We start from the raw sequence: 23,431 nt of genomic DNA, 5'->3' as shown, positions 1-23,431 counted from the left end.
GCTCAGCGCGCCCATCGGGCCGTGTCGCCGCCGGTGCGGCGGGCGGCGAGCGCCCGCTGCGCGACGGACTCGACGATGGCGCGGGCCTCACCGAGGTCGCGCCCGGCGGCCTTGACGCGGACGGGCCCGGGCGGCGCGTCGATGTGGACGGTCGCGACGCCCAGCATCCGCTGCAACGGGTTGACCGTCATGCGGACGCTCTGCGCCCGCGCGTGCGCGATGACGTCGGTGCGCCGCGACGGGAACCCGCGCCGCGCGACGAACACGGTGTCGTCGGTTCCGGCGCCCTCGGGCCGGTCGGCGGCGACGGACTTCGGTGACGGCGGCACGAGCGGGATCGCGTCCAGCACCGTCCCGGGGAAGATCTCCCCGATGAGCCGGACGCAGACGGCGCGCGGCGCGACGGGCAGCAGCACCGACGACAGCGCCTGCCGCTCCCCCGCGTATCCGGCGACGGTGACCTCCAGCCGGGCCAGCGACAGCGGCCGCCAGGCGAGCGGTTCGACGAGCGCAACGGCCTGCACGCGGCCGGGCGGCACGGTCTGCATGCGGGTCTCCAGCACGCCGTACCGGAGCCGCACGCCGTCCGGGGAGAGCGCGACGGTGAACCCGCCGTACATGACGACGGGCACGACGACGGTGCGGATCATCGCGAGCAGCGCGGGCACGGCGACGGCGAGCATGGCGAGTTCGGCGAAGACGAGCAGGAACATCAGCGAGCCGAGGAACAGCAGGAACGTCGCGATGACGGGGACGCGCATGAGCAGCGAGCCGAGCAGCGTGCCGAACCCGAGCCGCCAGAACGGCGTCTCGGGCGCTTCGGGCGTTTGGCCGGGAAGCCCGGCGGCGCGGGCGAGGAGTTCGGCGCGGAGCTGCTGGGCGGGGTTCCGGCCGAGGTAGCGGAGCAGGATCTCGCTCCGCTCGCCGCCCGCGACCTCGACGCGGACCTCGGTGAGGCCGAACACGCGGGTCATGAGGGGCCGGACGAGGTCGATGGCCTGCACGCGCGACAGCGGGATGCTGCGCGTCCGCGCCCGGACCAGCCCGGTGACGACGACGAGATCATCCCCCTCGACGCGGAACCGGACGGCCCGCCATCCCCACAGCCCCGCCCCGGCGGCCGTCACGAGCGCGGCGGCGCCGGTGATCGCGAACAAGGTCAGCGCCTGCGCGGTGTCGTCCCCGGTGACGGCGGCGAACAGCAGCGGCAGGCCGAGCAGCACGAAGTAGATGACGAGCACGACGAACGCGCGCAGCGGCGCCGTCGCCCAGTGCAGCCGGTGCGTGCCCTCGGAGAAGTGGATCGGGCGCGGCGGAGCACTGTAGGACGCCGGTGGATATGGGTGCCCGACCTGCGGCGGATAAGGCCCCGGTCCACCCGGAGGACTGTACGGACGCGGCCCGCCCTGCGGCGGATACTGCCCCGCGCCCTGCGGCGGATACGCACCCGATGGATACGGCCCCGCGCCCTGCGCCGGATACGCGCCCTGCGGATATTGCGGCCCCGCGCCCTGCGACGGAAACGCGCCTCGCGGCGAGTGCGGCCCCGCACCCTGCGACGGAAACGCGCCCTGCGGCGAGTGCGGCTCCGCGTTCTGAGGTGGGTAGGCGGCCTGGGGGGTGTGCGGTCCGCCGGTCTGGGGCGGATACGCGCCCGGCGGGTGCGGTCCCGCGCCCTGGGGCGGATGCGGGCCTGGTCCGCGCGGCGGCGGGTAGGGCCCCTGCGGCGGGTACGGGTGCGACCCGCCCTGCGGTGCGTAGTGCCCCGGCGGGTACGGGCGCGGCGCGGGGGGCTGCCCCGGGTCCGGCGGCGCGAACGTGGGACGCGGCGGGTCCGGGCGGGGCGGCGGCTCGTCCTCGGGTGCGTCGCTCACAGCCCCATGCTCCGTTCCTCGCCCTTGCGCGCGAGCCGGTCGCGCAGCGCGGTCGCCTCGGCGACGGGCAGCGCGGGGATGCTCGCGTCGGTGGCAGCGGCGGCGGTGTGCAGCCGGACGGTCGCGATGCCGAAGACGCGGTCGAGCGGCCCGGCGGTGACGTCGACGAACTGCATCCGGCCGTAGGGCACGACGATGAGCCGCTTGACGAAGACGCCGTAGGTGAGGACGAGGTCGTCGTCGCGTTCGGCGTACCCGTAGGACCGGTGGGTGAGTTCGGCCACGATCCAGGCGAAGGCCAGCACGACGACGGCCAGCGCCACGATGATCACGGCTCCGGTGGCGCCGCCGTTCTTCCAGCCGGCGAGGGCGCCGCCGGCTCCTGCGAGCAGGCACCACAGCGTCGCGGACAGGCCGCGCGACCAGGTGTGGCGCCGCGAGACGCGGGACCACGCGCGTCCGTCGCCGGGCGCGAACGCCTGCTCGGCCGGGTATCCCGCCCGCTCCTCGTACTGGGACGGGGCGGACGAAGGCGAAGGTTCGTCATGGATCGGGTTCATCACCCCCTAGTCAACCGGAAAAGCCGCACGGTCCGCCATGGGAGCATGGGGGCGTCATCGCAGCAGCCTCGGGGCACCGGACGGTGGAGACACGACCATGACCACTGAGCGGATCGTCGGGATCGGCGCGGGCGCCAAAGAGCTGGCCACCGAGGACATGGTCCTCAACATCGGCCCGCAGCACCCGTCCACCCACGGCGTGCTGCGCCTGAAACTGACCCTGGACGGCGAGCGCATCACCACCGCCGAGCCCATCGTCGGCTACATGCACCGGGGCGCCGAGAAGCTGTTCGAAGTCCGCGACTTCCGGCAGATCATCGTGCTGGCGAACCGGCACGACTGGCTGTCGGCGTTCTCCAGCGAACTCGGCGTCGTGCTGGCCGTCGAACGGATGCTCGGCATGGAGGTCCCGCCGCGCGCCGTCTGGCTGCGGACGCTGCTCGCCGAGCTCAACCGCGTCCTGAACCACCTGATGTTCCTCGGCTCGTATCCGCTGGAGGTCGGGGCGATCACGCCGATCTTCTACGCGTTCCGCGAGCGCGAGGCGCTCCAGCGCGTCATGGAGGAGATCTCCGGCGGCCGGATGCACTACATGTTCAACCGCGTCGGCGGCCTCAAGGACGAGCCGCCCGCCGGATGGACCGGCCGCGTCCGCGCCGCCGTCGCCGACGTCCGCGCCCGGATGCCCGAGATCGACGAGCTGATCATGGGCAACGAGATCTTCCGCGCCCGCACGCGCGGCGTCGGCGTCCTGACCCGCGAGCAGATCCTCCAGTACGGGGTGTCCGGGCCGATCGCGCGGGCGTCCGGCGTCGACTTCGACCTGCGCCGCGACGAGCCCTACCTCGCCTACGAAGACCTCGACACCCGCGTCGTGACCCGTACCGAGGGCGACTGCCTGGCCCGGTTCGAATGCCTGCTCGACCAGGTCATGGCGTCCCTCGACCTCGCCGACGCCTGCCTGGACCGGCTCGCGGACCTGCCGCCCGGACCCGTCAACCAGCGGCTGCCCAAGGTGCTCAAGGTGCCCGAGGGCCACACCTACGCGTGGACGGAGAACCCGCTCGGCATCAACGGCTACTACCTGGTGTCGCGCGGCGAGAAGACGCCGTGGCGGCTCAAGCTGCGGTCGGCGTCGTACAACAACATCCAGGTGCTCGCCGAGATGCTGCCCGGCACGCTGATCGCTGACATGGTCGCGATCCTCGGGTCGATGTTCTTCGTCGTCGGTGACATCGACAAGTAGCCGTTCAGGCGCGGGAGGCGCCGCCGTCGCGGGCCTCGTCCTCCGGGTCGTGCGGGACGCGGCACGCGTACTCCAGGAACAGCGCCGCGCCCACCAGCACCAGGGCCGACACCCCGGACGCGGCGCTGACGAAGAAGTCGGCGCGCGGCGTCGTCATGTCGAGCGACCCCGTCAGCGCGAGGACGAACCCGCCGAAGACGCCCGCGAACACCGCCGCCGCGTGCGCGCTCGCCTTGGCCAGCGCCGCCATCCGGGCGACGACCAGCGGCTCCACCGGACGCGTGCCCGGTTTGCGGCGGATGCGGCGCAGCGTGTGGAAGGCGGTGAACGCCTCACCGAGCGCGAGCAGCAGGAACGTCGGGACGGCCGTCCACGGCAGCACCGGCAGTGCGCCGTAGACGGCCTGGACCAGCACCCAGGTGACCAGCGCGATCACCAGGACGAGGCCGACGAGGAAGAGCGGGCGGGTCGGTTTCATGCAGGCGGCTGGAGCGTCAGATCGTCGCGGCGGCCGACCTCCCCGGCGACCTCGGCGGCCAGGTCACCGACGCGGCCGTGCCCGGGCAGCAGGACGTCGGGCTCGATGTCGGCCCACGGCTTGAGGACGAACGCGCGCTCGTGCGCGCGGGGATGCGGGAGCGTGAGGTCGGGGTCGTCGGAGGAGACGTTGCCGAACACGACGATGTCGATGTCGAGCGTGCGCGGCCCCCAGCGGACCTCGCGGACGCGGCCCATCGAGTTCTCGATGTTGAGGACGCGTTCCAGCAGGTTCTCCGGTGGGAGCCGCGTGTCGGCGACGAGCACGATGTTGAGGTATTCGCCCTGCTCGGGCAGGGTCTCTCCGGGCGGCGCGTACGGCGCCGTCTCGTAGACCGGCGACGTCGCCACGTACTGGAGGCCCGGCGCGTCGAACAGCGCGTCGACGGCCTCCTGGAGGTTGTCGAGCCGGTCGCCGAGGTTGCTGCCGAGCGAGAGCACGACGCGGTGCTGAACGAGCATGTGGCCGCCGGTCGCGGTGCGGTCGGGCATCTGTTCGGTCATGGGCGGCTCCTCGTGATCTTCACGGCGACGTCCGTGAAGGGGTGCGGGACGGGGGCGCTCGGCTTGTGGACGGTGACCTCGGCCTCCGCCACGAGCGGATCGTCCAGACAGGTCTTCGCGAGCCGGTCCGCGAGCGTTTCGAGGAGATCGACCGGGTCGCCCTCGACGACCGCGACGAGCCGTCCCGCGAGCGTCCCGTAGTCGACGGTACGCGACAGGTCGTCGGTAGCCGCGGCGGGGCGGGTGTCGAGCCCGAGCGCGACGTCCACGACGAACTCCTGCCCGAGTTCGCGTTCGGCGGCGAGCACGCCGTGCCGCCCGCGGGCCCGCAGCCCGCGCAGTTCGATCCGGTCCAGGGTCATTCTTCCTCTGCGATGCCGAGTACGGGAGAACCGTGGTGGAGAAGGAGGCGCCAGCCCTCGTCGCCACGGACGAAGACGTTGGTCGCGACGGTGCTGCCGCCCGCGAGGAAGCCCGTCTCGGACTCGTCGTCGGCGGTCAGCATGTTCTCCTTGCACGTGACCACGGCGTGGTCACCATAAACGCCGCATTCAACATCGGTCAGGACGAACTGGATGTAGGTGGTGTTCGCCATGATCAGCGCCCACGAACGCAGCACCTCGTCCCGGCCGCGCAGCATCGGCCAGCCCGGATGCACGCACGTCACGTCGGACGCGAGCGGGCCGTCCGCCCAGACCGCCGCCATCCGATCCAGGTCACCCGCCTCGAACGCGGCGTAGTACTCGGTGTTGGCGGCCTCGGGTCCGTCAGACATCGGCGCCCCCCGCCTCCCGCACCGCCTGCGCGACCCGCACGGCGTCGGCGTTGCCGGGCACGCGGTGCACGCGCACGCACCAGGCGCCCGCGGCGGCGGCGAGCGCGGTGACGGCGACGGTCGCGTCGTCGGCGCCGGAGAACGGCCGCGGCGTTCCGTCGGGACCGGCGAGGAGACGGCCGAGGAACCGTTTGCGGGACGCCCCGACCAGCACCGGGTGCCCGGTCTGCGTCAGCGCCGCCAGATGCGCGATCAGCGCCCAGTTGTGGTGTTCGGCCGGGTTCTTGGCGAACCCGAGCCCGGGATCGAGGACGATCATCGACGGATCGACGCCCTCGGCCAGGACCGCGTCGACGCGCCGCAGCAGTTCGTCGCGCACCTCGGCGACGACGTCGCCGTAGACGGCGCGGGACTGCATGTCGTGGCTGTGCCCCCGCCAGTGCATCACCACGTACGGGACGCGGGCGGCGGCGACGACCCGGGGCATCGCGGGATCGGCGAGCCCGCCGCTGACGTCGTTGACGAGCCGCGCGCCCGCCGCGACGGCCGCCTCCGCGACCTCCGCGCGCATCGTATCGACGCTGACCGGGACGCCCTCGGCCGCCAGCGCCTCGATGACGGGCACGACGCGCCGCAGCTCCTCGTCCCGCTCGACGCGGGGCGCACCCGGACGCGTGGACTCCCCGCCGACGTCGACGATGTCGGCACCCTCGGCGACCAGGTCGAGCCCGTGCCGGACGGCCTTCTCGGGATCGAACCAGGAGCCGCCGTCGGAGAACGAATCGGGCGTCACGTTCACCACGCCCATGACGAGACACCGCCCCGGGGCGGGCAGCGTGGGAACGGCGACGCTCATGGACCCAAGCCTATGCCCCTGCGCCGCCCCGCCACGCACCCAGAACGCCGCCCGCCCGCCGAAAGGCGGAACGGACGGCGTTCGAGAGGGGTTCAGCGTCCGAGGATGAGGCTCATCGCCTCGGCGCGCGTCTCGGGATGATCGCGGAAGTCCCCGCGTACCGCCGACGTGACCGTCTTGGCACCCGGCTTGCGGACCCCGCGCATCGTCATGCACAGATGCTCGGCCTCGACGACGACGATCACGCCGCGCGGCTCCAGGATGCGCATGACGGCGTCCGCGACCTGGCTCGTCAGCCGCTCCTGCACCTGCGGCCGTCGCGCGAACACGTCCACCAGCCGCGCCAGCTTGGACAGCCCGGTGACCTGACCGGTCTTGTTCGGCGTGTACCCGACGTGGGCGAGCCCGTGGAACGGGACGAGGTGATGCTCGCAGGTCGAGTAGACCTCGATGTCCTTCACCAGGACCATCTCATCGTGGTCGGCCTCGAAGACCTTGTTCAGGACGTCCTCGGGCTGCTGGCGCAGGCCCGCGAACTGCTCGGCGTAGGCGCGGGCGACGCGGGCCGGGGTGTCGCGCAGGCCGTCGCGGTCGGGGTTCTCGCCGATGGCCAGGAGAATTTCCCGGACGGCCCGCTCGATGCGGGCGTTGTCGAAGTCACGGGCGTACAGGGCGCCTTCCGCGGCGGAGGCCGCGAGGCCCTCCGCCGCGATGGCGTCGTCGTGCTGATCGGTCAACGGTGCTCAGTTCTCGCCGTTGCCGGCCTCGGCCGCGGGCTCGCCGTCACCGGCGCCGTGGCCGTTCTGCTTGGTCAGGTCGGTGACGTCGCCCGGGCCGAGCAGCGCCATCTCCTTCGCGGTCAGGATGGGCGGCCGGTCGGACGGGAGCCGCTTGCCGTAGCCGGTGTAGGACTTCTGGAGCGGCCGCTTGGTGATCGGCGCGAAGATCTCCAGCACCATCTCCTTGGAGAGGGTCTCCTTCTCCATCAGGTTGACCACGAGGTCGTCCAGGACGTCCCGGTACTCGACCAGGATCTCCCAGGCGGTGTCGTGCGCCGACTCGATGTAGCGGCGGACCTCGTCGTCGATCGCGGACGCGATGTCCTCGGAGTAGTCGCGCTCGTGGCCCATCTCACGGCCCAGGAACACCTCGCCCTGCCCGCTGCCGAACTTGCGGGCGCCGAGCCGCTCGCTCATGCCGAACTCGGTGACCATGTTGCGGGCGATGGACGTGGCCTTCTCGATGTCGTTGGCGGCGCCGGTGGTCGGCTCGTGGAACACCAGTTCCTCGGCCGTCCGCCCGCCGAGCAGCATCGCGAGCTGGTCGTTCATCTCCGAGCGGGTGGTGAGGAACTTGTCCTCCATGGGCAGCGTCATCGTGTAGCCGAGGGCGCGCCCGCGCGGCAGGATCGTGACCTTGTGCACGGGGTCGGCGTTCGGCAGCGCGTGCGCCACCAGAGCGTGCCCGCCCTCGTGATAGGCGATGATCTTCTTTTCCTTCTCGGACATGACGCGGGTCTTGCGCTCGGGCCCGGCCATGACACGGTCGATCGCCTCTTCGAGGGTCTCCATGTCGATGAGCTTGCGGTCGGCGCGGGCGGTGAGCAGCGCGGCCTCGTTGATGACGTTCGACAGGTCGGCGCCGGTGAACCCGGGCGTGCGGCGGGCGATGACGTCGAGGTCGACGTCGGGGCCGAACGGCTTGCCGCGTCCGTGCACCCGCAGGATGCCCTTGCGGCCCTCCAGGTCGGGACGGTCGACGGTGACCTGGCGGTCGAAGCGGCCGGGGCGCAGCAGGGCCGGGTCGAGGATGTCGGGACGGTTCGTGGCGGCGATCAGGATGACGCCGCCCTTGACGTCGAAGCCGTCCATCTCGACCAGGAGCTGGTTCAGCGTCTGCTCGCGCTCGTCGTGGCCGCCGCCCAGGCCCGCGCCGCGGTGGCGGCCGACGGCGTCGATCTCGTCGATGAAGATGATCGACGGGGCGTTGGTCTTGGCCTGCTCGAACAGGTCGCGGACGCGGGACGCGCCCACGCCGACGAACATCTCGACGAAGTCCGAACCGGAGATCGAGTAGAACGGCACGCCGGCCTCGCCCGCGACGGCGCGCGCCAGCAGCGTCTTACCGGTGCCGGGCGGGCCGAACAGCAGCACGCCCTTGGGGATCTTGGCGCCGATGGACTGGAACTTGCCGGGGTTCTGGAGGAAGTCCTTGATCTCCTCCAGCTCCTCCAGGGCCTCGTCCGCGCCCGCGACGTCGGCGAACGTCGTCTTGGGCGTGTCCTTGGTGATGAGCTTGGCCTTGGACTTGCCGAAGTTCATCACCCGCGAGCCGCCGCCCTGCATCTGGTTCATGATGAACAGGAAGATCAGCACGATGAGGATGATCGGCAGCAGGCTGAGCAGCAGGCTCGTCAGGATGCTCTGCTGCGGAACGTCGATGTTGTAGCCGCCGGGCAGGTTGCCGGCGTTGAACTGCTGCTGAAGGGCCTGCTGCAACTGGACGCCCTGGCCGTCGACCCAGGAGGACTCAAGGTGGGTCTTGCCGTCCTTGAGGGTGACCTGGATCTTCTGGTCCTTGTCGATGATCTTGGCGGACCGTACCTGGCCCGAGTTGATCGCCGCGACGACCTTGGAGGTGTCGGCCGTCTCGTTGGAGTCACCTGAGTTGACGCTCCATACGACAAGGGAGACCAGGATGCCGAACAGCAGAATCCACAGCAGCGGCCCGCGAAAATAGCGCTTCACGTCCATGTATCCGGTTACCCCTTCGGGGCCCGTCCCTCCTGACCAACGTGTGTGTGGCGCCACGGGCCCGCCGAAGACGGGCCCGGCCGCCCTGCCCGTTCCGGCATGGCGCCCGGGGCCGCGAGGCCCCGGAGTATCGACGGTACACCGCCTTATACAGAGGATGCAGCCAGCGCCGATCCCCTGATCAGTTCGATATACCCCTTAGCCACTCATGCAACGATCCGTGACCGGCCCTTGTTCCCCGGACGGTTCGCCCGCGGCGAACGCCGTCAGGACGACGCGCCGCCGTACACGTGCGGGGCGAGCGTGCCCACGAACGGGAGATTGCGGTACTTCTCCGCATAGTCCAGCCCGTATCCGACGACGAACTCGTTCGGAATGTCGAAGCCCAGGTAACGGCAGTCGATCTCGGTCTTCACCGCGTCCGGCTTGCGCAGCAGCGCGCAGATCTCCAGCGACGCCGGGCCGCGCGACCGCAGGTTGCTGATCAGCCAGGACAGCGTCAGGCCCGAGTCGATGATGTCCTCCACGATGAGGACGTGCCGGTCGAGGATGTCGGTGTCGAGGTCCTTGAGGATGCGGACCACGCCCGACGACTTGGTGCCCGAGCCGTAGGAGGAGACGGCCATCCAGTCCATCGACGCCGGGGTGTGCAGCGCCCGCGCGAGGTCGGCCATGACCATGACGGCGCCCTTGAGGACGCCGACGAGCAGCAGGTCCTTGCCCGCGTAGTCGGCGTCGATCTGCGCGGCCAGCTCGCGGATCTTGGCCTGGAGCACGTCCTCGGGGATCAGTACCTTCTCCAGGTCGGAACCCAGGTCCTTCTCGTCCACAACCCCACCTCTGGGAGACGGGCGCGCCGGGTCGCGGCGCGCCGATGGCACGGTCTCAGCCTTCACCGAACAGCAGCCGGTCCCGCCGCCGGAACGCCCGGACGCCGCCGGGCAGGTCCACGTGCCGTTGCCCGCGCCAGGCCGTGACCAGGCGATCCACGGCGTCGACATGGACCGCCGCGAGCGTACCGGGTGCCGCTCCCGCGTCGATCGCCGCGGTCCGCAGGACGCGGGTGCGGACGGCGCGGGGCAGCCCGGCCAGCACCGGGACGGCGAGCCCTTCCCCGCCGTCGCGGGCGGGGCCGAGCGCGTCGGCGGCGAGGGCGTCCAGGGCGTCGGCGTCGTCGCGCAGGAGCCGCGCGGTGCGGGCGAGGGAGTCGGCGACGCCGGGGCCGAGGGTGCGTTCCAGCGCGGGCAGCGCCTCGTGCCGGACGCGGACGCGGGTGTAGGCGGGGTCGTCGTTGTGGGGATCGTCCCAGGGGTCGAGGTCCATCGCGAGGCAGGCGCGGCGGACCGTGACGCGGTTCAGGTCGAGCAGCGGCCGCACGTAGAGCACCCCCGGCCCGGGCCGCGACGCGGGGACCGGGGCGGGGCCGAGCGGCCCGCGCCCGGACGGCGGGAGGCGGCGGACGAACGTCGGCGGCATCCCGGCCAGCGACCGCGAGCCCGAGCCGCGCGCCAGGCCGAGCAGGACGGTCTCGGCCTGGTCGTCGCGGGTGTGCCCGAGCAGGACCGCGGTGGCGCGCAGCCGGTCGGCGGTCTCGTCGAGCGCGGCGTAGCGGGCGTCGCGGGCGGCGTTCTCGGGGCCGCCGCGCTCACCGACGACGACCGCGACCGACCCGGCCGGGTCGAGGCCGAGCCCGGCCATGACGCGGACGACGGTGTCGGCGCGGCCGGCCGAGCCGTCCTGGAGGCCGTGGTCGATCGTGACGCCCCCGGCGGGCCGCCCGGCGCGGAGCGCCTCGAACGCCAGCGCCCCGGCGAGCGCGAGCGAGTCGGACCCGCCGCTGCACGCGGCGAGGACGAGCCCGTCGTCCGGCAGCGCGGCGAGCGCCTCGCGCACCGCGCTCCGGACGGCGGCGACCGCCGGGTCGGGCCCCATGGCCGGTGCTAGCCGGGCGTGCCGGGGCGCGGCTCGTCGTCGGGGCCGCCGGGCGGCACGATGTCGGGACGGGTCGGCTCACCGGTCGGCCGGGCGGCCGAACCCGGCGTGCCGTCGGCGGGCGGAACACCCTCACCGCCAGGGACGGGCGGCAGGTCGCCCGGCCGAGCGGGCTCGCCAGGCGGCGGCACGGCCGAACCGGGAGTGCCGCCGCTGGGCGGGACGCCCTCGGCGCCGGGGGCGGGCGGCAGGTCGTCGGGGACGGCGGGTTCGCCGGGCGGCGGGACGTCCGGCACGGACGTCTCCGGGACGCCCGGGGTGTCGATGGGCAGGCCGCCGGGCAGCGGGTCGTCCACGGACGGCACGCCCTTGACGGGGCCGCCGCCGAGCGGGTCGCCCGGAGGCGTGTCGGGCGTCGTCGGGGCGCCGGGCGCCGCGTCGGGCGGCGTCGGGGCAGGGCCGGGCGGGGTGCCGCCGGTGGGCGGCGCGGTGAGCGGGGCGTCGGCGAGCGGCGCGGCGCCGAGGCCGCGCGCGCGGACGACGCGGTCGATCCACAGCTCGGGCGCCTTGATCTCGTCGAGCGTCGGCAGCGTCTGCGGCGACTCCCACACCCGGTTGAAGTCGGCCATACCGACCTGTTCCACCACGGTGCGGACGAACCGGGAGCCTTCGGCGTACTGCTTCATCTTCAGGTCGAAGCCGAGCAGCCGCCGGATCGCCTTGTCGAGCCGCCCGCCGCCCTCGCGGCGGCCCTGGAACCGGTTGCGGATCTGCTCGACCGACGGCACGACGCCGGGGCCGACCGCGTCCATCACGTAGTCGCCGTGGCCCTCGGCGAGCGTCATCACGGCGGTGATGCGGTCGAGGATGGCGCGCTGCTCGGGCGTCTGGATCGCGTCGATCAGCGAGCCCTCGCCGCCGCGGAACGCGTCGGTGATGACGTCGGCGGCGTCGCGGATGCGCTCCAGCATGGCGCCGGTGTCGAGGTCGGACGCGAGCAGGAACTCGGTCATCTGGGACTGCACGTATTCGCGCAGCCACGGCACGCCGGTGAACTGGGCGCGGTGCGTCTCCTCGTGCAGGCACACCCAGAGCCGGAAGTCGTGCGGATCGACCTCCAGCTCGCGCTCGACGTGCACGATGTTGGGCGCGACGAGCGTGAGCCGTCCGGTGGCCGCGCGGCCCTGCGGGTCGGGCGGGAGGAACAGCTCGTACTGGCCGAGCACGCGGCCCGCCATGTACGACAGGATGACGCCGACCTGCACGCCGGTGACCCGGGAGCCCACGGCCTGCACGATCGCCCCGCCGGGACCGTCGCCGAGCAGCCCGGCGCCGCGCTTGCTCTGCATGCGGTCCATCAGCGGCTCGAAGACGACGCGGAAGCCGTCGACGTTGGCGCGAATCCAGCCGGGCCGGTCGACGACCGTGGCGGGTTCGGGATCGTCCTCGATGGCCATGCCGGTGAACTCCCGCACGTGACCGTGCGCGATCTTGGAGAGGTCACGCAGCTCGGCCACGACCTCGCGGGCCTCGGCGTGGCTGATCTGGGGGCCGGGCCGGACGAGCCGGGTGCCCGTCTGGACGGCCAGATTCCAGTCGATCATTGAGGCGCTCATGAACACCACCGTACGTCTCGGCCTCCGCGCTCCCGCGCCTGCACGATCGTTCAACGAACGACCGTCCTCGTTATCTCCCGGTCGCGGCGGCCCAACCACGTTTCAGCAGCCGCAGGACGCGACGGCCGAGGCGAGCCGGTCGAGCTGGGCCGGGTCGACGGGGCCGCTGCCGTCGCCCGCCATGAACGCGAAGGCGAGCAGCCGCCCGTCGGCGTCGGCGGTGACGCCCGCGAGGGTGCTGACGCCCGACAGCGTCCCGGTCTTGGCGCGGACGGCACCGGCACCGGCCTGCGCGGAGCCGCTGGTGTAGCGGGGCGGGCGCAGTGTCCCGGTGAATCCGGCGACGGGCATGCCGGTGATCGCGGCGCGCAGCGCCGGACGGTCGGGCGCGGCGGCGAGCGACGTGAGCCGCGCCAGCGCCAGCGGCGTGATGCGGTTGCGGGTGGACAGGCCGCTGCCGTCGTTGACGACGATTCCGGCGGCGGCGCCGAGACCCGTCAGCTCGTCCTGGACGGCGCGGGCCGCGCCCGCGAACGACACCGGCGCGCCCCGCTTGATCGCGACCTGCCGGGCGACGGCCTCGGCGACGTCGTTGTCGGAGTCGGTCATGAGGTGCTCGACCAGCGCCGACAGCGGCGGCGACTGCACGGCCGCGAGGTCGGCGGCGTCCGGCCCGGCGCGGACGCCGCGTCCGGCCTCGGCCTGGACGCCCTGCCGGGTGAGCATCCGCGCGAACGTCCGCGCCGCCGCCTCCGGCGGGTTCGCGACGCGGTTCTTGCGGTTCGGGTCGGCGGGGAAGACGCGTCCGGCGTCGACGGCGAGGGCGCTGACGGGGGCGACCTCGCCGTCGGGGATGTAGTTGGGCTTCCAGCCGTAGGCGGCGGTGGAGCCGGTGTAGGCGGTGGCGTCGAAGTCGACGCGGGTGCGGGTGAGGCCCTGCGCCTTCAGCGCGGCGGCGGTGCGCGCGGCGAGCGTGCCGAGCGAGGCGTACGGCGGCTGCCCGGGGCGCGGGGGCAGCGCGGTGAGCGAGGGGTCGCCGCCGCCGACGAGGATCACCGACATGCCGCCGCCGCGTACCGTCCGCGTGGTGATGCGGTGGTCGGGGCCGAGCGCCGACAGCGCCGCGACCGACGTGACGATCTTGGTGGTGGAGGCGGGCGTCGCGGGGCTGCCCGCGTTGCGCTGGAAGAGGGCGCGTCCCGTCACGACGTCCAGGACGACGGCGTTCACCGGCGTCTTCGGCGTGTCGAGCAGCGGCGTCAGCCGCCGGGCGAGCACGGTGGCGTCGGGCACGTCGGCGGCGGCGTGGTCGGCGGCGGTCACGGCGCCGGACGTCGGCGCGGGCTCCCGCTCGGCGACGGCCGGGGGCTGCGGCGACAGGCGGCGGGCGGGTGTGACGTTCACCACTGCCACGGCCGCCGAGATGCTGAAAACGTTCAGCAGGGACAGCGTGATCATTGCTAGGGTGCGGGCCTGCATCGGCGCGTGAACGCCCCTCTCTGCTCAGCACTCACCAACGTGCGACATCCTTGTACCAGGGAACCCACCCTGTGGGGGTCGGCCTCACCCGCACAGACTCCCGGAAGACTATTCACTGCGAGAGCGCAGGGAGCGGAGGACAACGTGGATTTCGACGTCACCATTGAGATCCCGAAGGGTCAGCGCAACAAGTACGAGGTGGACCACGAGACCGGGCGCATCCGGCTCGACCGCATGCTGTTCACCTCGACGCAGTACCCCGCCGACTACGGGTTCATCGAGAACACGCTCGGCGAGGACGGTGACCCCTTGGACGCCCTGGTCATCCTCCAGGAGCCGACTTTCCCCGGTTGCCTCATCCGCTGCCGCACGGTGGGCATGTTCCGCATGACGGACGAGGCGGGCGGTGACGACAAGGTGCTGTGCGTCCCCGCGACCGACCCCCGCATGGAGCACATGCGCGACATCCACCACGTCGCGGAGTTCGACCGGCTGGAGATCCAGCACTTCTTCGAGGTCTACAAGGACCTTGAGCCCGGCAAGTCCGTCGAGGGCGCCAGTTGGACCGGCCGCGTCGAGGCCGAGCAGGAGATCGAGCGTTCGCGCAAGCGCTTCGTCGACGCCGGCGGCCACTGAGCCGGGCGGCGCCGGTCCGCTCCCGCCGCCGACGCTCCACTGCCTGCGAACCCTCCCGTGCCGGACACGGGAGGGTTCGGCCTTTCCGGGCGGAAAGGTCAGCCGGCCGGACGCGTGGCGCCGATGAGACCGCTCCGGTAGATCGAGGCGATCCGGACGCGGGCGCCGGTATAGGGCGCCTCCACCATCTTCCCGTTCCCGATGAAGATCCCCACATGGTGGATCGTGTCGGGATCGGACGTGTTGTTCGCGAAGAAGACCAGGTCGCCGGGGCGCAGGCGGCCGATCGGGATGTGCGGGCCGGACGTCCACTGGGTGCCCGTCCAGTGGTCGAGCCGGACGCCGACCTTGCTCCACGCGTACAGCGCGATGCCCGAGCAGTCGAAGCCGTGGATGCCCGAACCGTGCGCGATGCCGTAGCTCGGCCCGGCGGGGGTGCCGCCGCCCCACGAGTAGGGCGTGCCGAGCCAGCGCAGCGCGTACCGGACGACGGTCGCGCCCCGGCTCGACCCGGTGACGGTGGCGTTCCCGCCGAACGCGGACCGCGCGCGGCGTGCCTCGGCGGCCTCCAGCGCGGCCTTGCGGCGCCGCTCCAAAGCCCGCGCCTTCGCGCGTTCCGCGCCGAGCAGCCGTTCCAGTTCGGCCTTGCGCGCCTCGATGCGGCCGACGGCTTCGCGCTGCTCGGCGACCAGCGACTCCGCCTCGCGCTTGGCGTCCTCGGCGCGTTCGGTGGCCGCGTTCTGCGCGTCCACGGCCTTGACGGCCTGGCGGCGCATCACGTCGGCGACGGTGCGGGCGGCCTCGACGCGGCCGGTGTGGTCGGCGCGTCTGCGGGCGATCAGCTCGATCATGGTGGCGCGGTCGAGGAAGCCCTGCGGGCCGCCTTGGCCGGACACGACGGCCGACCACGGCGTGGCGCCGGTGACGTGCCGGTAGGCGTCGGACGCGAACGCGCCCGTCTCGGCGCGCGCCCGGTCCAGCGCGGTGGCCGCGTCGGCGACGCGTCGCTGCGCCTCGGCGTGCGCCTCCCGCGCCTTGCCCAGCTTCACCTGCTCGCCGTTGTAGCGCTCGACGGCCGCCGCCGCCCGCGCCGACAGCGCTTCCAGTTCCCCGTCGGCCTGCGCGAGCCGCGCGGCGATGCGCCCGACCTCGGCGGCGCGGTCGCGGACCTGCTCCCGTCCGCGCTCGACGTCGCGCGCGGACGGCGCGGGATCGGCCCGGACCGGGACCGGCGGGACGAACAGCGACGCGCCCACGGCGGCGGCCGACGTCCAGACGACGATCCGCCGTGCCGCGCCGGACGAGCGGGCCCGGCGCGGCACGGCGGCCGTCACGGTGGGTGTCGAAGCCATGGCCCTCCCCCGGAGTTCACGCACGTCGCGCAGGCGATCAGTTACCGAGCGTAGGCCACGAGGGGGACAAGAGGAACGTTCGTCACGGGTGCCACCCGAATTACTTCTGCCTCACCTTTCGTCACACGGTTGTGGCGGTTGGGGCAGGTGTCAGGCGTCGCGGCGGCGGAACACCGCATATCCGGCGAGGACGGCCGCGACGGCCCACAGCGCCAGGACGCCGAGGCCCGCCGGCGGCGGATACGCCGCGTCGTCGCCGCCGCGCATGAACGCCGCACCGGCGACCCCCGGGAAGTAGTCCGCGACGGCCGACGCGGTGTCCGACCCGACGGACTGGAGCGTCGCGGGGATCACGAAGAGCAGCAGGAACACCGTCGTCAACGTCAGCGCGGTGCTGCGCAGCGCGAAGCCCGCGCCCAGCGCGACGACGCCGATCAGCGCCGCGTAGACGCCCGCCGCCAGCACGTCGCGGGTCCACGACGCGGCCGACAGGTCCGCCCAGTCGCCGAGCATCGGCGCCGCCGCCAGCGACCCCAGCAGCGCCAGCGCGGTCCCGGCCACCAGGCCGAGCGCCGCCGCCGCGCCCGTCTTGGCGAGCACGACCGTGCCGCGCACCGGCACCCACGTCAGCGTCGACCGGATCGCGCCCGACGCGTACTCCGCCGTGACCAGCAGCATCACCAGCCCGATCACCGCGAACTGGGCGAGGTCCATCGCCTGCACCGCCGTCATGCCCGCCCCGACGACGCCCTTGTCGTCGGACGGGTCGTCGTTGGTGTTGGCGTTCGTGACGTAGATCGACATCTGCGCGGACGCCGCCACCATCAGCACGGCGCCGCCCAGCAGGCCCCACCAGGTGCTGCGGACCGACCACGCCTTCGTCCACTCCGACGCCAGCGCGCCCGGGAGACCGCCGCTCACCGGTCCGCCTCCGCCGCGTACTCGACGCTGTCGGCCGTCAGCTCCATGTACGCCTCCTCCAGGGTGGCCTCCTGCGGGCTCAGCTCGTGCAGCAGGACGCCGAGTCGGTGCGCGGTCTCGCCGACCTCCTCGATCCCGGCGCCGCGCACGAGCAGGCCGCCCGGCACGTCCTCCACGCTCGCGCCGCGCGCGGACAGCGCCGCCGCCAGCGCGCGCAGTCCGTCCACGTGCGGGCCGCGCACCCGGACGGCGCGGCGCTCGCTCGCCGCGATGACGTCCCCGACCGGCGCGTCGGTGATCAACCGGCCCCGGCCGATCACCGCCAGCCGGTCGGCGGTGAGTTGCATCTCGCTCATCAGGTGGCTCGACACCAGCACCGTGCGGCCCTCGGCCGCCAGACCCCGCACCAGCTCGCGGACCCACCGGACGCCGTCCGGATCGAGGCCGTTGACGGGCTCGTCGAACATCAGCACCTCGGGATCGCCCAGCAGCGCGCCCGCGATGCCGAGCCGCTGGCCCATGCCGAGCGAGAACGTCCCGGCGCGGCGGCGGGCGGCGTCGGCCAGCCCGACGAGGCCCAGGACCTCGTCCACGCGGGCGCCCGGGATGCCGTTCGTGCGGGCCATCGCGCGCAGGTGGGCGCGGGCGGTGCGGGCGGGATGCAGCGCCTTGGCGTCCAGCAGCGCGCCCACCTTGCGCAGCGGATACCGGTGGTCGGCGTAGGGGCGGCCGTCGATGAGCGCGGTACCGGCGGTGGGCCGGTCGAGCCCGAGGACCATCCGCATCGTGGTGGACTTTCCGGCGCCGTTCGGGCCGAGGAAGCCGGTCACCCGGCCGGGCTCGATCGTGAGCGTCAGGTCGTCCACGGCCACGGCGTCGCCGTAGCGTTTCGTCAGGTTCGTCAGCGTGATCACGGCACGCTCCGGCACAGGTTCGTTGACATGCCGTCGACGGTAGGAACGGCACCGGCCCCGCCACAGTGGACGGACGTCGGCGGGCACCCCCGACTTTCGTCGGGGGTGCCCGGCCCCCGTTCGGGGCTCCCGCCGATCGCTCAGACGCGCGCGCGTTCGCGGCGCAGCAGCGCGACCAGGTTGGCCAGGAGCCCCAGCAGCGCGACGCCCGCGACCAAGTAGACGCCCGGGTGGAACGGCGCGAAGCCCTCGCCCGCGCCGCCGTCCGCCGAGATGAGCGCCGTCACCAGCGCCAGGACCAGCGCCGCGCCGACCTGCGCCGAGGTGTGCACCAGCCCGGACGCCAGGCCCTGCTCGGAGTCGGCGACGCCGTCGGTGGCCTGCGCCATGATCGAGCTGAACCCGAACGCGAACCCGCCGCCGAGCAGCAGCATCGTCGGCAGGATCGACAGCGCGTAGTGCGGGGTGTTGCCCGCCGTGGCGATGAACCAGACGTATCCGGCGCTGAGCGACGCCATCGCGCCGATGATCAGCGGCGGCGTGCCGTACCGGTCGATGAGGCGGCCCATGAACGGCGACGCCGACGCCACGAGCAGGCCCGCCGGCAGCAGGCCCAGCGCCATCGACAGCGGCGACCAGCCGAGGACGTCCTGGAGGTACAGCGTCATCATGAACTGGAAGGACAGGAACGAGCCGAACAGCGCGACGATGCTCAGGTTCGCCCGGATGATCGAGCCCACCCGCAGGATGCCGAGCCGGATCAGCGGGTGCCGCACCCGCTTCTCGGTCGCGACGAACCCGGCCAGCAGCGCGACGGCCACGGCGGCCGACGCGAGCGTCACCGGGTCGAGCCAGCCCCGCTCCGGCGCGGCCACCACCGTGTAGACCGCGAGGAGCATGCCGCCCACCAGCGTCGCCGCGCCGAGCAGGTCGTGCCCGCCGTCGGCGGAGGGCCGGTCCCTGGGGATCAGGAAGTACCCGGCGGCCAGGGCGGCGAGGGCCAGCGGGACGGGCGTGAGGAACGTCCAGCGCCAGCCCATGCTGGTGAGCAGGCCCCCGAGGATCAGCCCGGAGGAGTACCCGCTCGCGCCGAACACCGAGAAGACCGACAGCGCGCGGTTGCGCGCCGGGCCCTCGCGGAACGTCGTGGTGAGGATGGACAGGGCGGTCGGCGCGGTGAACGCGGCGGCCACGCCCTTGATGAAACGGGTGGCGATCAGCAGCGCGCCGTTGTCGACCAGGCCGCCGATCAGCGAGGCCACGGCGAAGACGCCGAGCGCCGCCAGGAACACCCGGCGGCGGCCGAGCAGGTCGGCGGTGCGCCCGCCGAGCAGCAGCAGGCCGCCGTAGCCGAGCACGTAGCCGTTGACGATCCACTGGAGGGACGTCGTGCCGAGGCCCAGTTCGGCGCCGATGGACGGCAGCGCGACGCCCACCATCGACACGTCGAGCCCGTCCAGGAAGAGCACGGCGCACAGGACCGCGAGCACGCCCCAGAGCCGGGGCGTCCAGCGTTGTTCGTCGGGGTCGCGGACGTCGGGACCGCGCAGCGCTTCAGTGATGGTCATGGAGGAGGACAGTACATGCGTGCGCATAAGTTGTCGAAGCATAAGTTGCCTTGAGGTTTTATGCGCGTGCATCTAATGCGTCCGAATGCTAAGATGCCCGGCATGGACGCCGAGCGCACGGTGATCGAGCGGTGGCGGTCACTCGCGACCAGCTACAACGCGATCGCGGGCCGCCTCGACCGCGCCCTCCAGGAGGGCCACGGCCTCACGCTGAGCGAGTTCGAGACGCTGGAACGCCTCGTCGAGCTGGGGTGTGACAAACAGCGCATGCAGGAGGTCTCGGCTCGCATGTACCTGAGCCAGAGCGCCCTGTCGCGCACGGTCGGACGGCTGGAGAAGCAGGGGCTCGTCGAGCGCGCCCTGTGCACCGCCGACCGCCGCGGCATCTTCGTGAAGATCACCGAAGCGGGCCAGGCCCGGCACGCCGCCGCCCTCGCCACCCACCGCGCGATCGTCGCCGACCAGCTCGGCGCCGACGCGGCGCTGAGCTGATCCCGGGCCCGTCGCCCCCCGCATTCGGAACGGACGCAACCCGCCTTCGGGGCGGCCGCATCCCGGTGGAACGCCGCCGCGCACTATTTACTCAAGCGCTTGCTCGCTAACCTGACGGAGTGGAGCGCCTGCCGGACCGCGTCGCGATGGCCCTCCTGCTCTCCCTCTTCCCCGTCCCCCTCCTCGACGACGTGCTGCGCGCCAGCGGACGCGCCGGCGTGCGCCGCCGGACGCTGCCCGCGCGCCTCGTCCTCTACCACGTCCTCGCGCTCGCGCTGTTCTCCGACCGCAACTACGCGCAGGTCATGCGCCTCCTCCTGGACGGGCTGTCCTGGAGCTCCCACGACCTGCGCACCTTCGACGCCGCGCCGAGCGTGTCCGCGATCAGCCGGGCCCGGGCCCGGCTCGGCCCCGACCCGCTCCGCATGCTGTTCGAGCGCACGACACCCCGTCCGCCGCCCCGCCCCGGACCGCTGTTCGGCGGCCTGCGCGGCCTCTCGCTGGACGGCGTCTCCCTCGACGTGGCGGGGAGCCGGGAGAACGCGTCCCTCGGCTACCCCGCGCCCACCGCGCCGTTCCCGCAGATTAGGGTCGTCGCGCTCGCCGACAGCACGACCCACGCGCTCCTGGACGCGACGCTCGGCGCCTGCGGCACCCCCGACGCGACGCTGACGGACCGGCTGCTGCGCGGCGTCCGTCCCGGAACCCTCCTGGCGATGCCGCTCTCCGCGCGGTCCCCCGGCCTGCTCCGCGCCGCCGACCGCCGCGGCGCGCACCTGCTGCTCGGCGGCGGACCCGACGAGACCCGCCGGGGGCTGCGGACCGTCCGGACCGCGAACGGCGTCCTGCACACGACCCTCGACCCCGGCCGCGCCACCGCGTCCGCGCTGGCCGCCTGCTACGCGCGCCGCTGGACGATCGCGCCCGCGCTCGCGTGGCTGCGCCCGGCGCCCGCGGGCGGTGTGGCGCTCCGCTCCCGGAATCCGGAGATGGTCGTCCAGGAAGTGTGGGCACTGCTCTGCCTCTACCAGGCGCTGAACGCACTGACGTGCCAGTCGAGCGCGACCGAACACTTAAAGAAGAACTCCTGGAGCACCGGAAGATTTTCCTCCGCCGCTCGCCGTTGACGCCTTTTCCTGCCGTTTTTACGCTGACGGCGTTCGACGGACGAACAAGGAGTCATGCATGAGACACCCCCGCCCCACCGCCGCGACCCTGGCCGCCTCTGCGGCCGTCCTCGCCGCCGCGTCCCTCGCCACGGCGGCGCCCTCGGCCGCCGCTCCCCCGACCGTCATCCGCGTCGGCAACGCGGCGGGCGCGGCCTACAGCGGCAACATCCGCATGAACCTCACCACCCCCGTCTCCGTCTCCACGTCGCTCGGCACCGCGAGCTGCAACCGCGGCAGGATCGACGCCTCCGTCGCCTCCAGCGGCGCGAACCTGACCGTCTCGGTCTACACCTTCTACAACGACCCCGGCCCGGCCTGCACCAACAGCGCGGGCGGCAGTTCCAGCACGTCCCCCGTCGGCCTGCCCTGGACGGGCGGCGACATCAACTGGACCGGCTCGTCCGGGACCGTCCGCATCAACAACATGCAGGTCACCTCGACCAGCAGCACCTTCCTCGGCAACATCGTCTGCAACTACCGCGGCACCGGCCCCGGCAACAGCATCACGATGTCGGTGACCAACTCCACCGCCTCCACCCAGCTCAAGGCCACCGCGTCGGGCGTCTCGCTCGCCAAGGTCAACGCCGGCAGCAACGTCCTGTGCCCCTCCACCGCCACCTACAGCGCCGGATTCGACGTCTTCGGGCAGTCCGCCGGCGGCTACGACGTCAAGCTCTTCCTGAGCTGATCGTCCCGGGCCCGTTCCAGGCGCGGACGGGCCCGGTACGGAACTGTCGGACGGGGGTCCTACGCTCTGTGGCATCGGTGGGAAATGCTGAGGCGAAAGGGCGTCCGATGTCCGAGCAGGTCACTTACCTGGAACTGTCCGAGGATTCGGGGAGCGCCCACAAGTTCTACGAGGTCGTCCGTTCCGGAAACCGCGTGACCGTCACCTACGGCCGCATCGGCACGCCCGGGCAGGCCAAGACGTCCGAGTTCCCCACCGAGCAGGCCGCGCAGACGGCGGCCGCCAAGAAGATCGACGCCAAGGTGCGCAAGGGCTACGCGCCCGCCGTCCGGGGCGTCCGGCAGCGCCGCGCCGTCACCCGCCGACCCACCACCAGCGTCCGCTCCACCGCGCAGCAGGCGCCCGTCCGGTGGCGGTTCGCCAGCGGCGCCGCCGCCTTCGGCATCTTCGTCGACGGCGACCGCTGCTGGGTCGGCAACCAGCGCGGCGACGTCTACACCCTCGCCCACGACGGCGCCGTCACCGGCCACTTCCGCCTCCCCGACGGCGTGAAGTGCATCGTCGCGGACGACTTCTGGATCTACGCCGGCTGCGACGACGGCAAGGTGTACGACCTGAGCGGCAAGGTCCCCCGCGTCGCCTACGAGATCGCCGCCGACGTCGACATCTACTGGCTCGACATCGACGACGCCGTCCTCGGCGTCTCCGACCGCGCGGGCCGCGTCACCGCCATCGACCACGAGGACGAGTTCCAGTGGGCCCGCTCCGGCGACGGCGACGCGGGCTGGATGGTCCGCTGCGACGGCGACGCCGTCTACCACGGCCACTCCACGGGCGTGGCGCGCTACGCGGCGTCCGACGGCCGCCCGCAGTGGTCACGGCCGCTGCGCGAGAGCGTCCTGTTCGGCTGGCAGGAGCGCGGCGCCGTCTTCGCCGCCACCGCCGAGCACAACGTGTACCGCCTCGCCAAGTCCGACGGCACGGTCGAGGCCGTGTACCGCTGCGACGCGGCCGTGTTCTCCTGCGCCACGTCCCCCGACGGCCGCTACGTCTTCGCCGGCGACAACCACTCGTCCGTCTACTGCTTCGACCAGGACGGCACCCGGCTGTGGAAACTGGCGACGGGCTGCGGCTCGGCGTTCTCCATGCAGTACCTCGACAGCGACCTCTACATCGTCACCACCGCCGGCACCCTGGCCTGCATCGACGCCTCCGACCAGGCGATCCAGGCGGCGGTCCAGGGCTCCGTCCCGGCCCCGGTCGACGTGAAGGCCGCCGCGTCCCTCCCCACGGTGGAGCCGAGCACCCACGTAGAGATCACGACGCGGGTGGACGACGGCATCCTCGTCGAGTGCTACCAGGACGGCCCCCGCCTCCGAGTCCGCGTCACCCACCCCGACTACGACCCCACCTGGCACGTCCAGTTCCCCAAACACCTACGCCACCCAGGCGCCACCTACGTGGTAGACACCATCCGCCCCGCCACCCACGGCACCTTCTACAGAGCCCACGGAGAAATCCGCCGCCTCCACTAACCAAAAAAGACCCCCCGCAAAATC

Annotated in this window: 22 protein-coding genes and 1 pseudogene; 6 read left to right on the top strand and 17 right to left on the bottom strand. The window is 72.8% G+C overall.

Features of this window, described 5'->3' with window-relative positions; translation table 11 throughout:
• Positions 1-2: 2 nt before the first annotated feature.
• Both C229_RS29960 and C229_RS32710 read right to left on the bottom strand, forming a co-directional pair.
• The gene (locus C229_RS29960; RefSeq protein WP_240487127.1) at positions 3-1,874 is read right to left on the bottom strand and encodes a PH domain-containing protein; all 1,872 of its coding nucleotides are present in this window, start codon (positions 1,872-1,874) and stop codon (positions 3-5) included.
• Positions 1,871-2,434, bottom strand: a complete 564-nt coding sequence (locus tag C229_RS32710) for a PH domain-containing protein (protein ID WP_018654639.1) — start codon at positions 2,432-2,434, stop codon at positions 1,871-1,873. Before C229_RS32710 ends, C229_RS29960 begins: the two co-directional genes overlap by 4 nt.
• Positions 2,435-2,531: 97 nt before the next feature.
• Here C229_RS32710 and C229_RS0108460 point away from each other — a divergent pair, with 97 nt between their 5' ends.
• Complete coding sequence (locus C229_RS0108460; RefSeq protein WP_018654638.1) at positions 2,532-3,680, top strand: NADH-quinone oxidoreductase subunit D; 1,149 nt, start codon at positions 2,532-2,534, stop codon at positions 3,678-3,680.
• 4 nt (positions 3,681-3,684) lie between these two features.
• Here C229_RS0108460 and C229_RS0108455 read toward each other — a convergent pair whose 3' ends face one another.
• From C229_RS0108455 to dacB, 11 genes and pseudogenes are all read right to left on the bottom strand, one after another.
• Positions 3,685-4,158 (bottom strand): DUF3180 domain-containing protein, encoded by a 474-nt coding sequence (locus tag C229_RS0108455; RefSeq protein WP_018654637.1) that lies wholly within the window; start codon positions 4,156-4,158, stop codon positions 3,685-3,687.
• A complete protein-coding gene (gene folK / locus C229_RS0108450) occupies positions 4,155-4,721 on the bottom strand; it encodes a 2-amino-4-hydroxy-6-hydroxymethyldihydropteridine diphosphokinase (RefSeq protein WP_018654636.1) in 567 nt (188 codons plus the stop codon). Before folK ends, C229_RS0108455 begins: the two co-directional genes overlap by 4 nt.
• Positions 4,718-5,083 carry a dihydroneopterin aldolase gene (gene folB, locus C229_RS0108445; RefSeq protein WP_018654635.1) on the bottom strand — a complete coding sequence of 122 codons (366 nt, stop codon included), beginning with the start codon at positions 5,081-5,083 and terminating at the stop codon, positions 4,718-4,720. Before folB ends, folK begins: the two co-directional genes overlap by 4 nt.
• On the bottom strand, positions 5,080-5,496 hold the full coding sequence (locus C229_RS0108440) for a nuclear transport factor 2 family protein (RefSeq protein ID WP_018654634.1): 417 nt from the start codon (positions 5,494-5,496) through the stop codon (positions 5,080-5,082). The genes folB and C229_RS0108440 overlap by 4 nt, the downstream gene beginning before the upstream one ends.
• Positions 5,489-6,352: a dihydropteroate synthase gene (gene folP / locus C229_RS0108435; RefSeq protein WP_033423953.1), complete on the bottom strand. Its 864-nt coding sequence runs from the start codon at positions 6,350-6,352 to the stop codon at positions 5,489-5,491. The genes C229_RS0108440 and folP overlap by 8 nt, the downstream gene beginning before the upstream one ends.
• A gap of 92 nt (positions 6,353-6,444) precedes the next feature.
• Positions 6,445-7,065 (bottom strand): GTP cyclohydrolase I FolE, encoded by a 621-nt coding sequence (folE, locus tag C229_RS0108430; RefSeq protein ID WP_420804643.1) that lies wholly within the window; start codon positions 7,063-7,065, stop codon positions 6,445-6,447.
• A 30-nt stretch (positions 7,066-7,095) separates the two neighbouring features.
• On the bottom strand, positions 7,096-9,105 hold the full coding sequence (gene ftsH / locus C229_RS0108425; RefSeq protein ID WP_018654631.1) for an ATP-dependent zinc metalloprotease FtsH: 2,010 nt from the start codon (positions 9,103-9,105) through the stop codon (positions 7,096-7,098).
• 266 nt (positions 9,106-9,371) lie between these two features.
• Positions 9,372-9,935, bottom strand: coding sequence for a hypoxanthine phosphoribosyltransferase (gene hpt, locus C229_RS0108420; RefSeq protein ID WP_018654630.1), 564 nt, complete (start codon positions 9,933-9,935; stop codon positions 9,372-9,374).
• Positions 9,936-9,990: 55 nt separating this feature from the next.
• Complete coding sequence (gene tilS, locus C229_RS0108415; RefSeq protein WP_018654629.1) at positions 9,991-11,037, bottom strand: tRNA lysidine(34) synthetase TilS; 1,047 nt, start codon at positions 11,035-11,037, stop codon at positions 9,991-9,993.
• Between the two features lie 533 nt (positions 11,038-11,570).
• Positions 11,571-12,641 (bottom strand): annotated as a pseudogene (locus C229_RS29950) (zinc-dependent metalloprotease); the annotation flags it as partial.
• A gap of 114 nt (positions 12,642-12,755) precedes the next feature.
• A complete protein-coding gene (gene dacB, locus C229_RS0108405) occupies positions 12,756-14,111 on the bottom strand; it encodes a D-alanyl-D-alanine carboxypeptidase/D-alanyl-D-alanine endopeptidase (protein WP_026313577.1) in 1,356 nt (451 codons plus the stop codon).
• Positions 14,112-14,276: 165 nt separating this feature from the next.
• Between dacB and C229_RS0108400 the strand changes: the two genes are divergently transcribed.
• A complete protein-coding gene (locus tag C229_RS0108400) occupies positions 14,277-14,768 on the top strand; it encodes an inorganic diphosphatase (protein ID WP_018654627.1) in 492 nt (163 codons plus the stop codon).
• Positions 14,769-14,866: 98 nt separating this feature from the next.
• On the opposite strand, the gene C229_RS0108390 is transcribed toward C229_RS0108400, so the two are convergent.
• From C229_RS0108390 to C229_RS0108375, 4 genes are all read right to left on the bottom strand, one after another.
• Positions 14,867-16,120: an NlpC/P60 family protein gene (locus C229_RS0108390; RefSeq protein ID WP_155884651.1), complete on the bottom strand. Its 1,254-nt coding sequence runs from the start codon at positions 16,118-16,120 to the stop codon at positions 14,867-14,869.
• A gap of 150 nt (positions 16,121-16,270) precedes the next feature.
• Positions 16,271-17,041, bottom strand: coding sequence for an ABC transporter permease (locus C229_RS0108385; RefSeq protein ID WP_018654625.1), 771 nt, complete (start codon positions 17,039-17,041; stop codon positions 16,271-16,273).
• The gene (locus tag C229_RS0108380) at positions 17,038-17,955 is read right to left on the bottom strand and encodes an ABC transporter ATP-binding protein (protein ID WP_026313576.1); all 918 of its coding nucleotides are present in this window, start codon (positions 17,953-17,955) and stop codon (positions 17,038-17,040) included. Before C229_RS0108380 ends, C229_RS0108385 begins: the two co-directional genes overlap by 4 nt.
• A gap of 140 nt (positions 17,956-18,095) precedes the next feature.
• The gene (locus C229_RS0108375; RefSeq protein WP_018654623.1) at positions 18,096-19,523 is read right to left on the bottom strand and encodes an MFS transporter; all 1,428 of its coding nucleotides are present in this window, start codon (positions 19,521-19,523) and stop codon (positions 18,096-18,098) included.
• A 102-nt stretch (positions 19,524-19,625) separates the two neighbouring features.
• On the opposite strand from C229_RS0108375, the gene C229_RS0108370 reads away from it, so the two are divergent.
• The 4 genes from C229_RS0108370 to C229_RS0108355 all read left to right on the top strand — a co-directional run bounded on the left by C229_RS0108370 (position 19,626) and on the right by C229_RS0108355 (position 23,407).
• A complete protein-coding gene (locus tag C229_RS0108370; protein WP_026313574.1) occupies positions 19,626-20,015 on the top strand; it encodes a MarR family winged helix-turn-helix transcriptional regulator in 390 nt (129 codons plus the stop codon).
• Between the two features lie 119 nt (positions 20,016-20,134).
• Positions 20,135-21,142: a transposase domain-containing protein gene (locus C229_RS0108365; RefSeq protein WP_018654621.1), complete on the top strand. Its 1,008-nt coding sequence runs from the start codon at positions 20,135-20,137 to the stop codon at positions 21,140-21,142.
• 58 nt (positions 21,143-21,200) lie between these two features.
• Entirely contained in the window at positions 21,201-21,872 is a 672-nt protein-coding gene (locus C229_RS0108360) for a hypothetical protein (RefSeq protein ID WP_020608189.1), read from the top strand.
• A gap of 107 nt (positions 21,873-21,979) precedes the next feature.
• Positions 21,980-23,407, top strand: coding sequence for a WGR domain-containing protein (locus C229_RS0108355; protein WP_018654620.1), 1,428 nt, complete (start codon positions 21,980-21,982; stop codon positions 23,405-23,407).
• Positions 23,408-23,431 lie beyond the last annotated feature (24 nt).

It is taken from the genome of Actinomadura flavalba DSM 45200, assembly GCF_000374305.1.
In the GTDB taxonomy this organism is placed as follows: Bacteria; Actinomycetota; Actinomycetes; order Streptosporangiales; family Streptosporangiaceae; genus Spirillospora; species Spirillospora flavalba.
Note: the sequence above shows the minus strand (reverse complement) of the source record. Positions and strands in the feature narration are given on the sequence as shown.

Bases quoted from the DNA above. Each gene is read 5' to 3' on its own strand.
- C229_RS32710 (WP_018654639.1), bottom strand. From the start codon at position 2,434: ATGAACCCGATCCATGACGAACCTTCGCCTTCGTCCGCCCCGTCCCAG.
- C229_RS0108460 (WP_018654638.1), top strand. From the start codon at position 2,532: ATGACCACTGAGCGGATCGTCGGGATCGGCGCGGGCGCCAAAGAGCTG.
- C229_RS0108455 (WP_018654637.1), bottom strand. From the start codon at position 4,158: ATGAAACCGACCCGCCCGCTCTTCCTCGTCGGCCTCGTCCTGGTGATC.
- folK (WP_018654636.1), bottom strand. From the start codon at position 4,721: ATGACCGAACAGATGCCCGACCGCACCGCGACCGGCGGCCACATGCTC.
- folB (WP_018654635.1), bottom strand. From the start codon at position 5,083: ATGACCCTGGACCGGATCGAACTGCGCGGGCTGCGGGCCCGCGGGCGG.
- C229_RS0108440 (WP_018654634.1), bottom strand. From the start codon at position 5,496: ATGTCTGACGGACCCGAGGCCGCCAACACCGAGTACTACGCCGCGTTC.
- folP (WP_033423953.1), bottom strand. From the start codon at position 6,352: ATGAGCGTCGCCGTTCCCACGCTGCCCGCCCCGGGGCGGTGTCTCGTC.
- ftsH (WP_018654631.1), bottom strand. From the start codon at position 9,105: ATGGACGTGAAGCGCTATTTTCGCGGGCCGCTGCTGTGGATTCTGCTG.
- tilS (WP_018654629.1), bottom strand. From the start codon at position 11,037: ATGGGGCCCGACCCGGCGGTCGCCGCCGTCCGGAGCGCGGTGCGCGAG.
- dacB (WP_026313577.1), bottom strand. From the start codon at position 14,111: ATGATCACGCTGTCCCTGCTGAACGTTTTCAGCATCTCGGCGGCCGTG.
- C229_RS0108390 (WP_155884651.1), bottom strand. From the start codon at position 16,120: ATGGCTTCGACACCCACCGTGACGGCCGCCGTGCCGCGCCGGGCCCGC.
- C229_RS0108375 (WP_018654623.1), bottom strand. From the start codon at position 19,523: ATGACCATCACTGAAGCGCTGCGCGGTCCCGACGTCCGCGACCCCGAC.
- C229_RS0108370 (WP_026313574.1), top strand. From the start codon at position 19,626: ATGGACGCCGAGCGCACGGTGATCGAGCGGTGGCGGTCACTCGCGACC.
- C229_RS0108360 (WP_020608189.1), top strand. From the start codon at position 21,201: ATGAGACACCCCCGCCCCACCGCCGCGACCCTGGCCGCCTCTGCGGCC.
- C229_RS0108355 (WP_018654620.1), top strand. From the start codon at position 21,980: ATGTCCGAGCAGGTCACTTACCTGGAACTGTCCGAGGATTCGGGGAGC.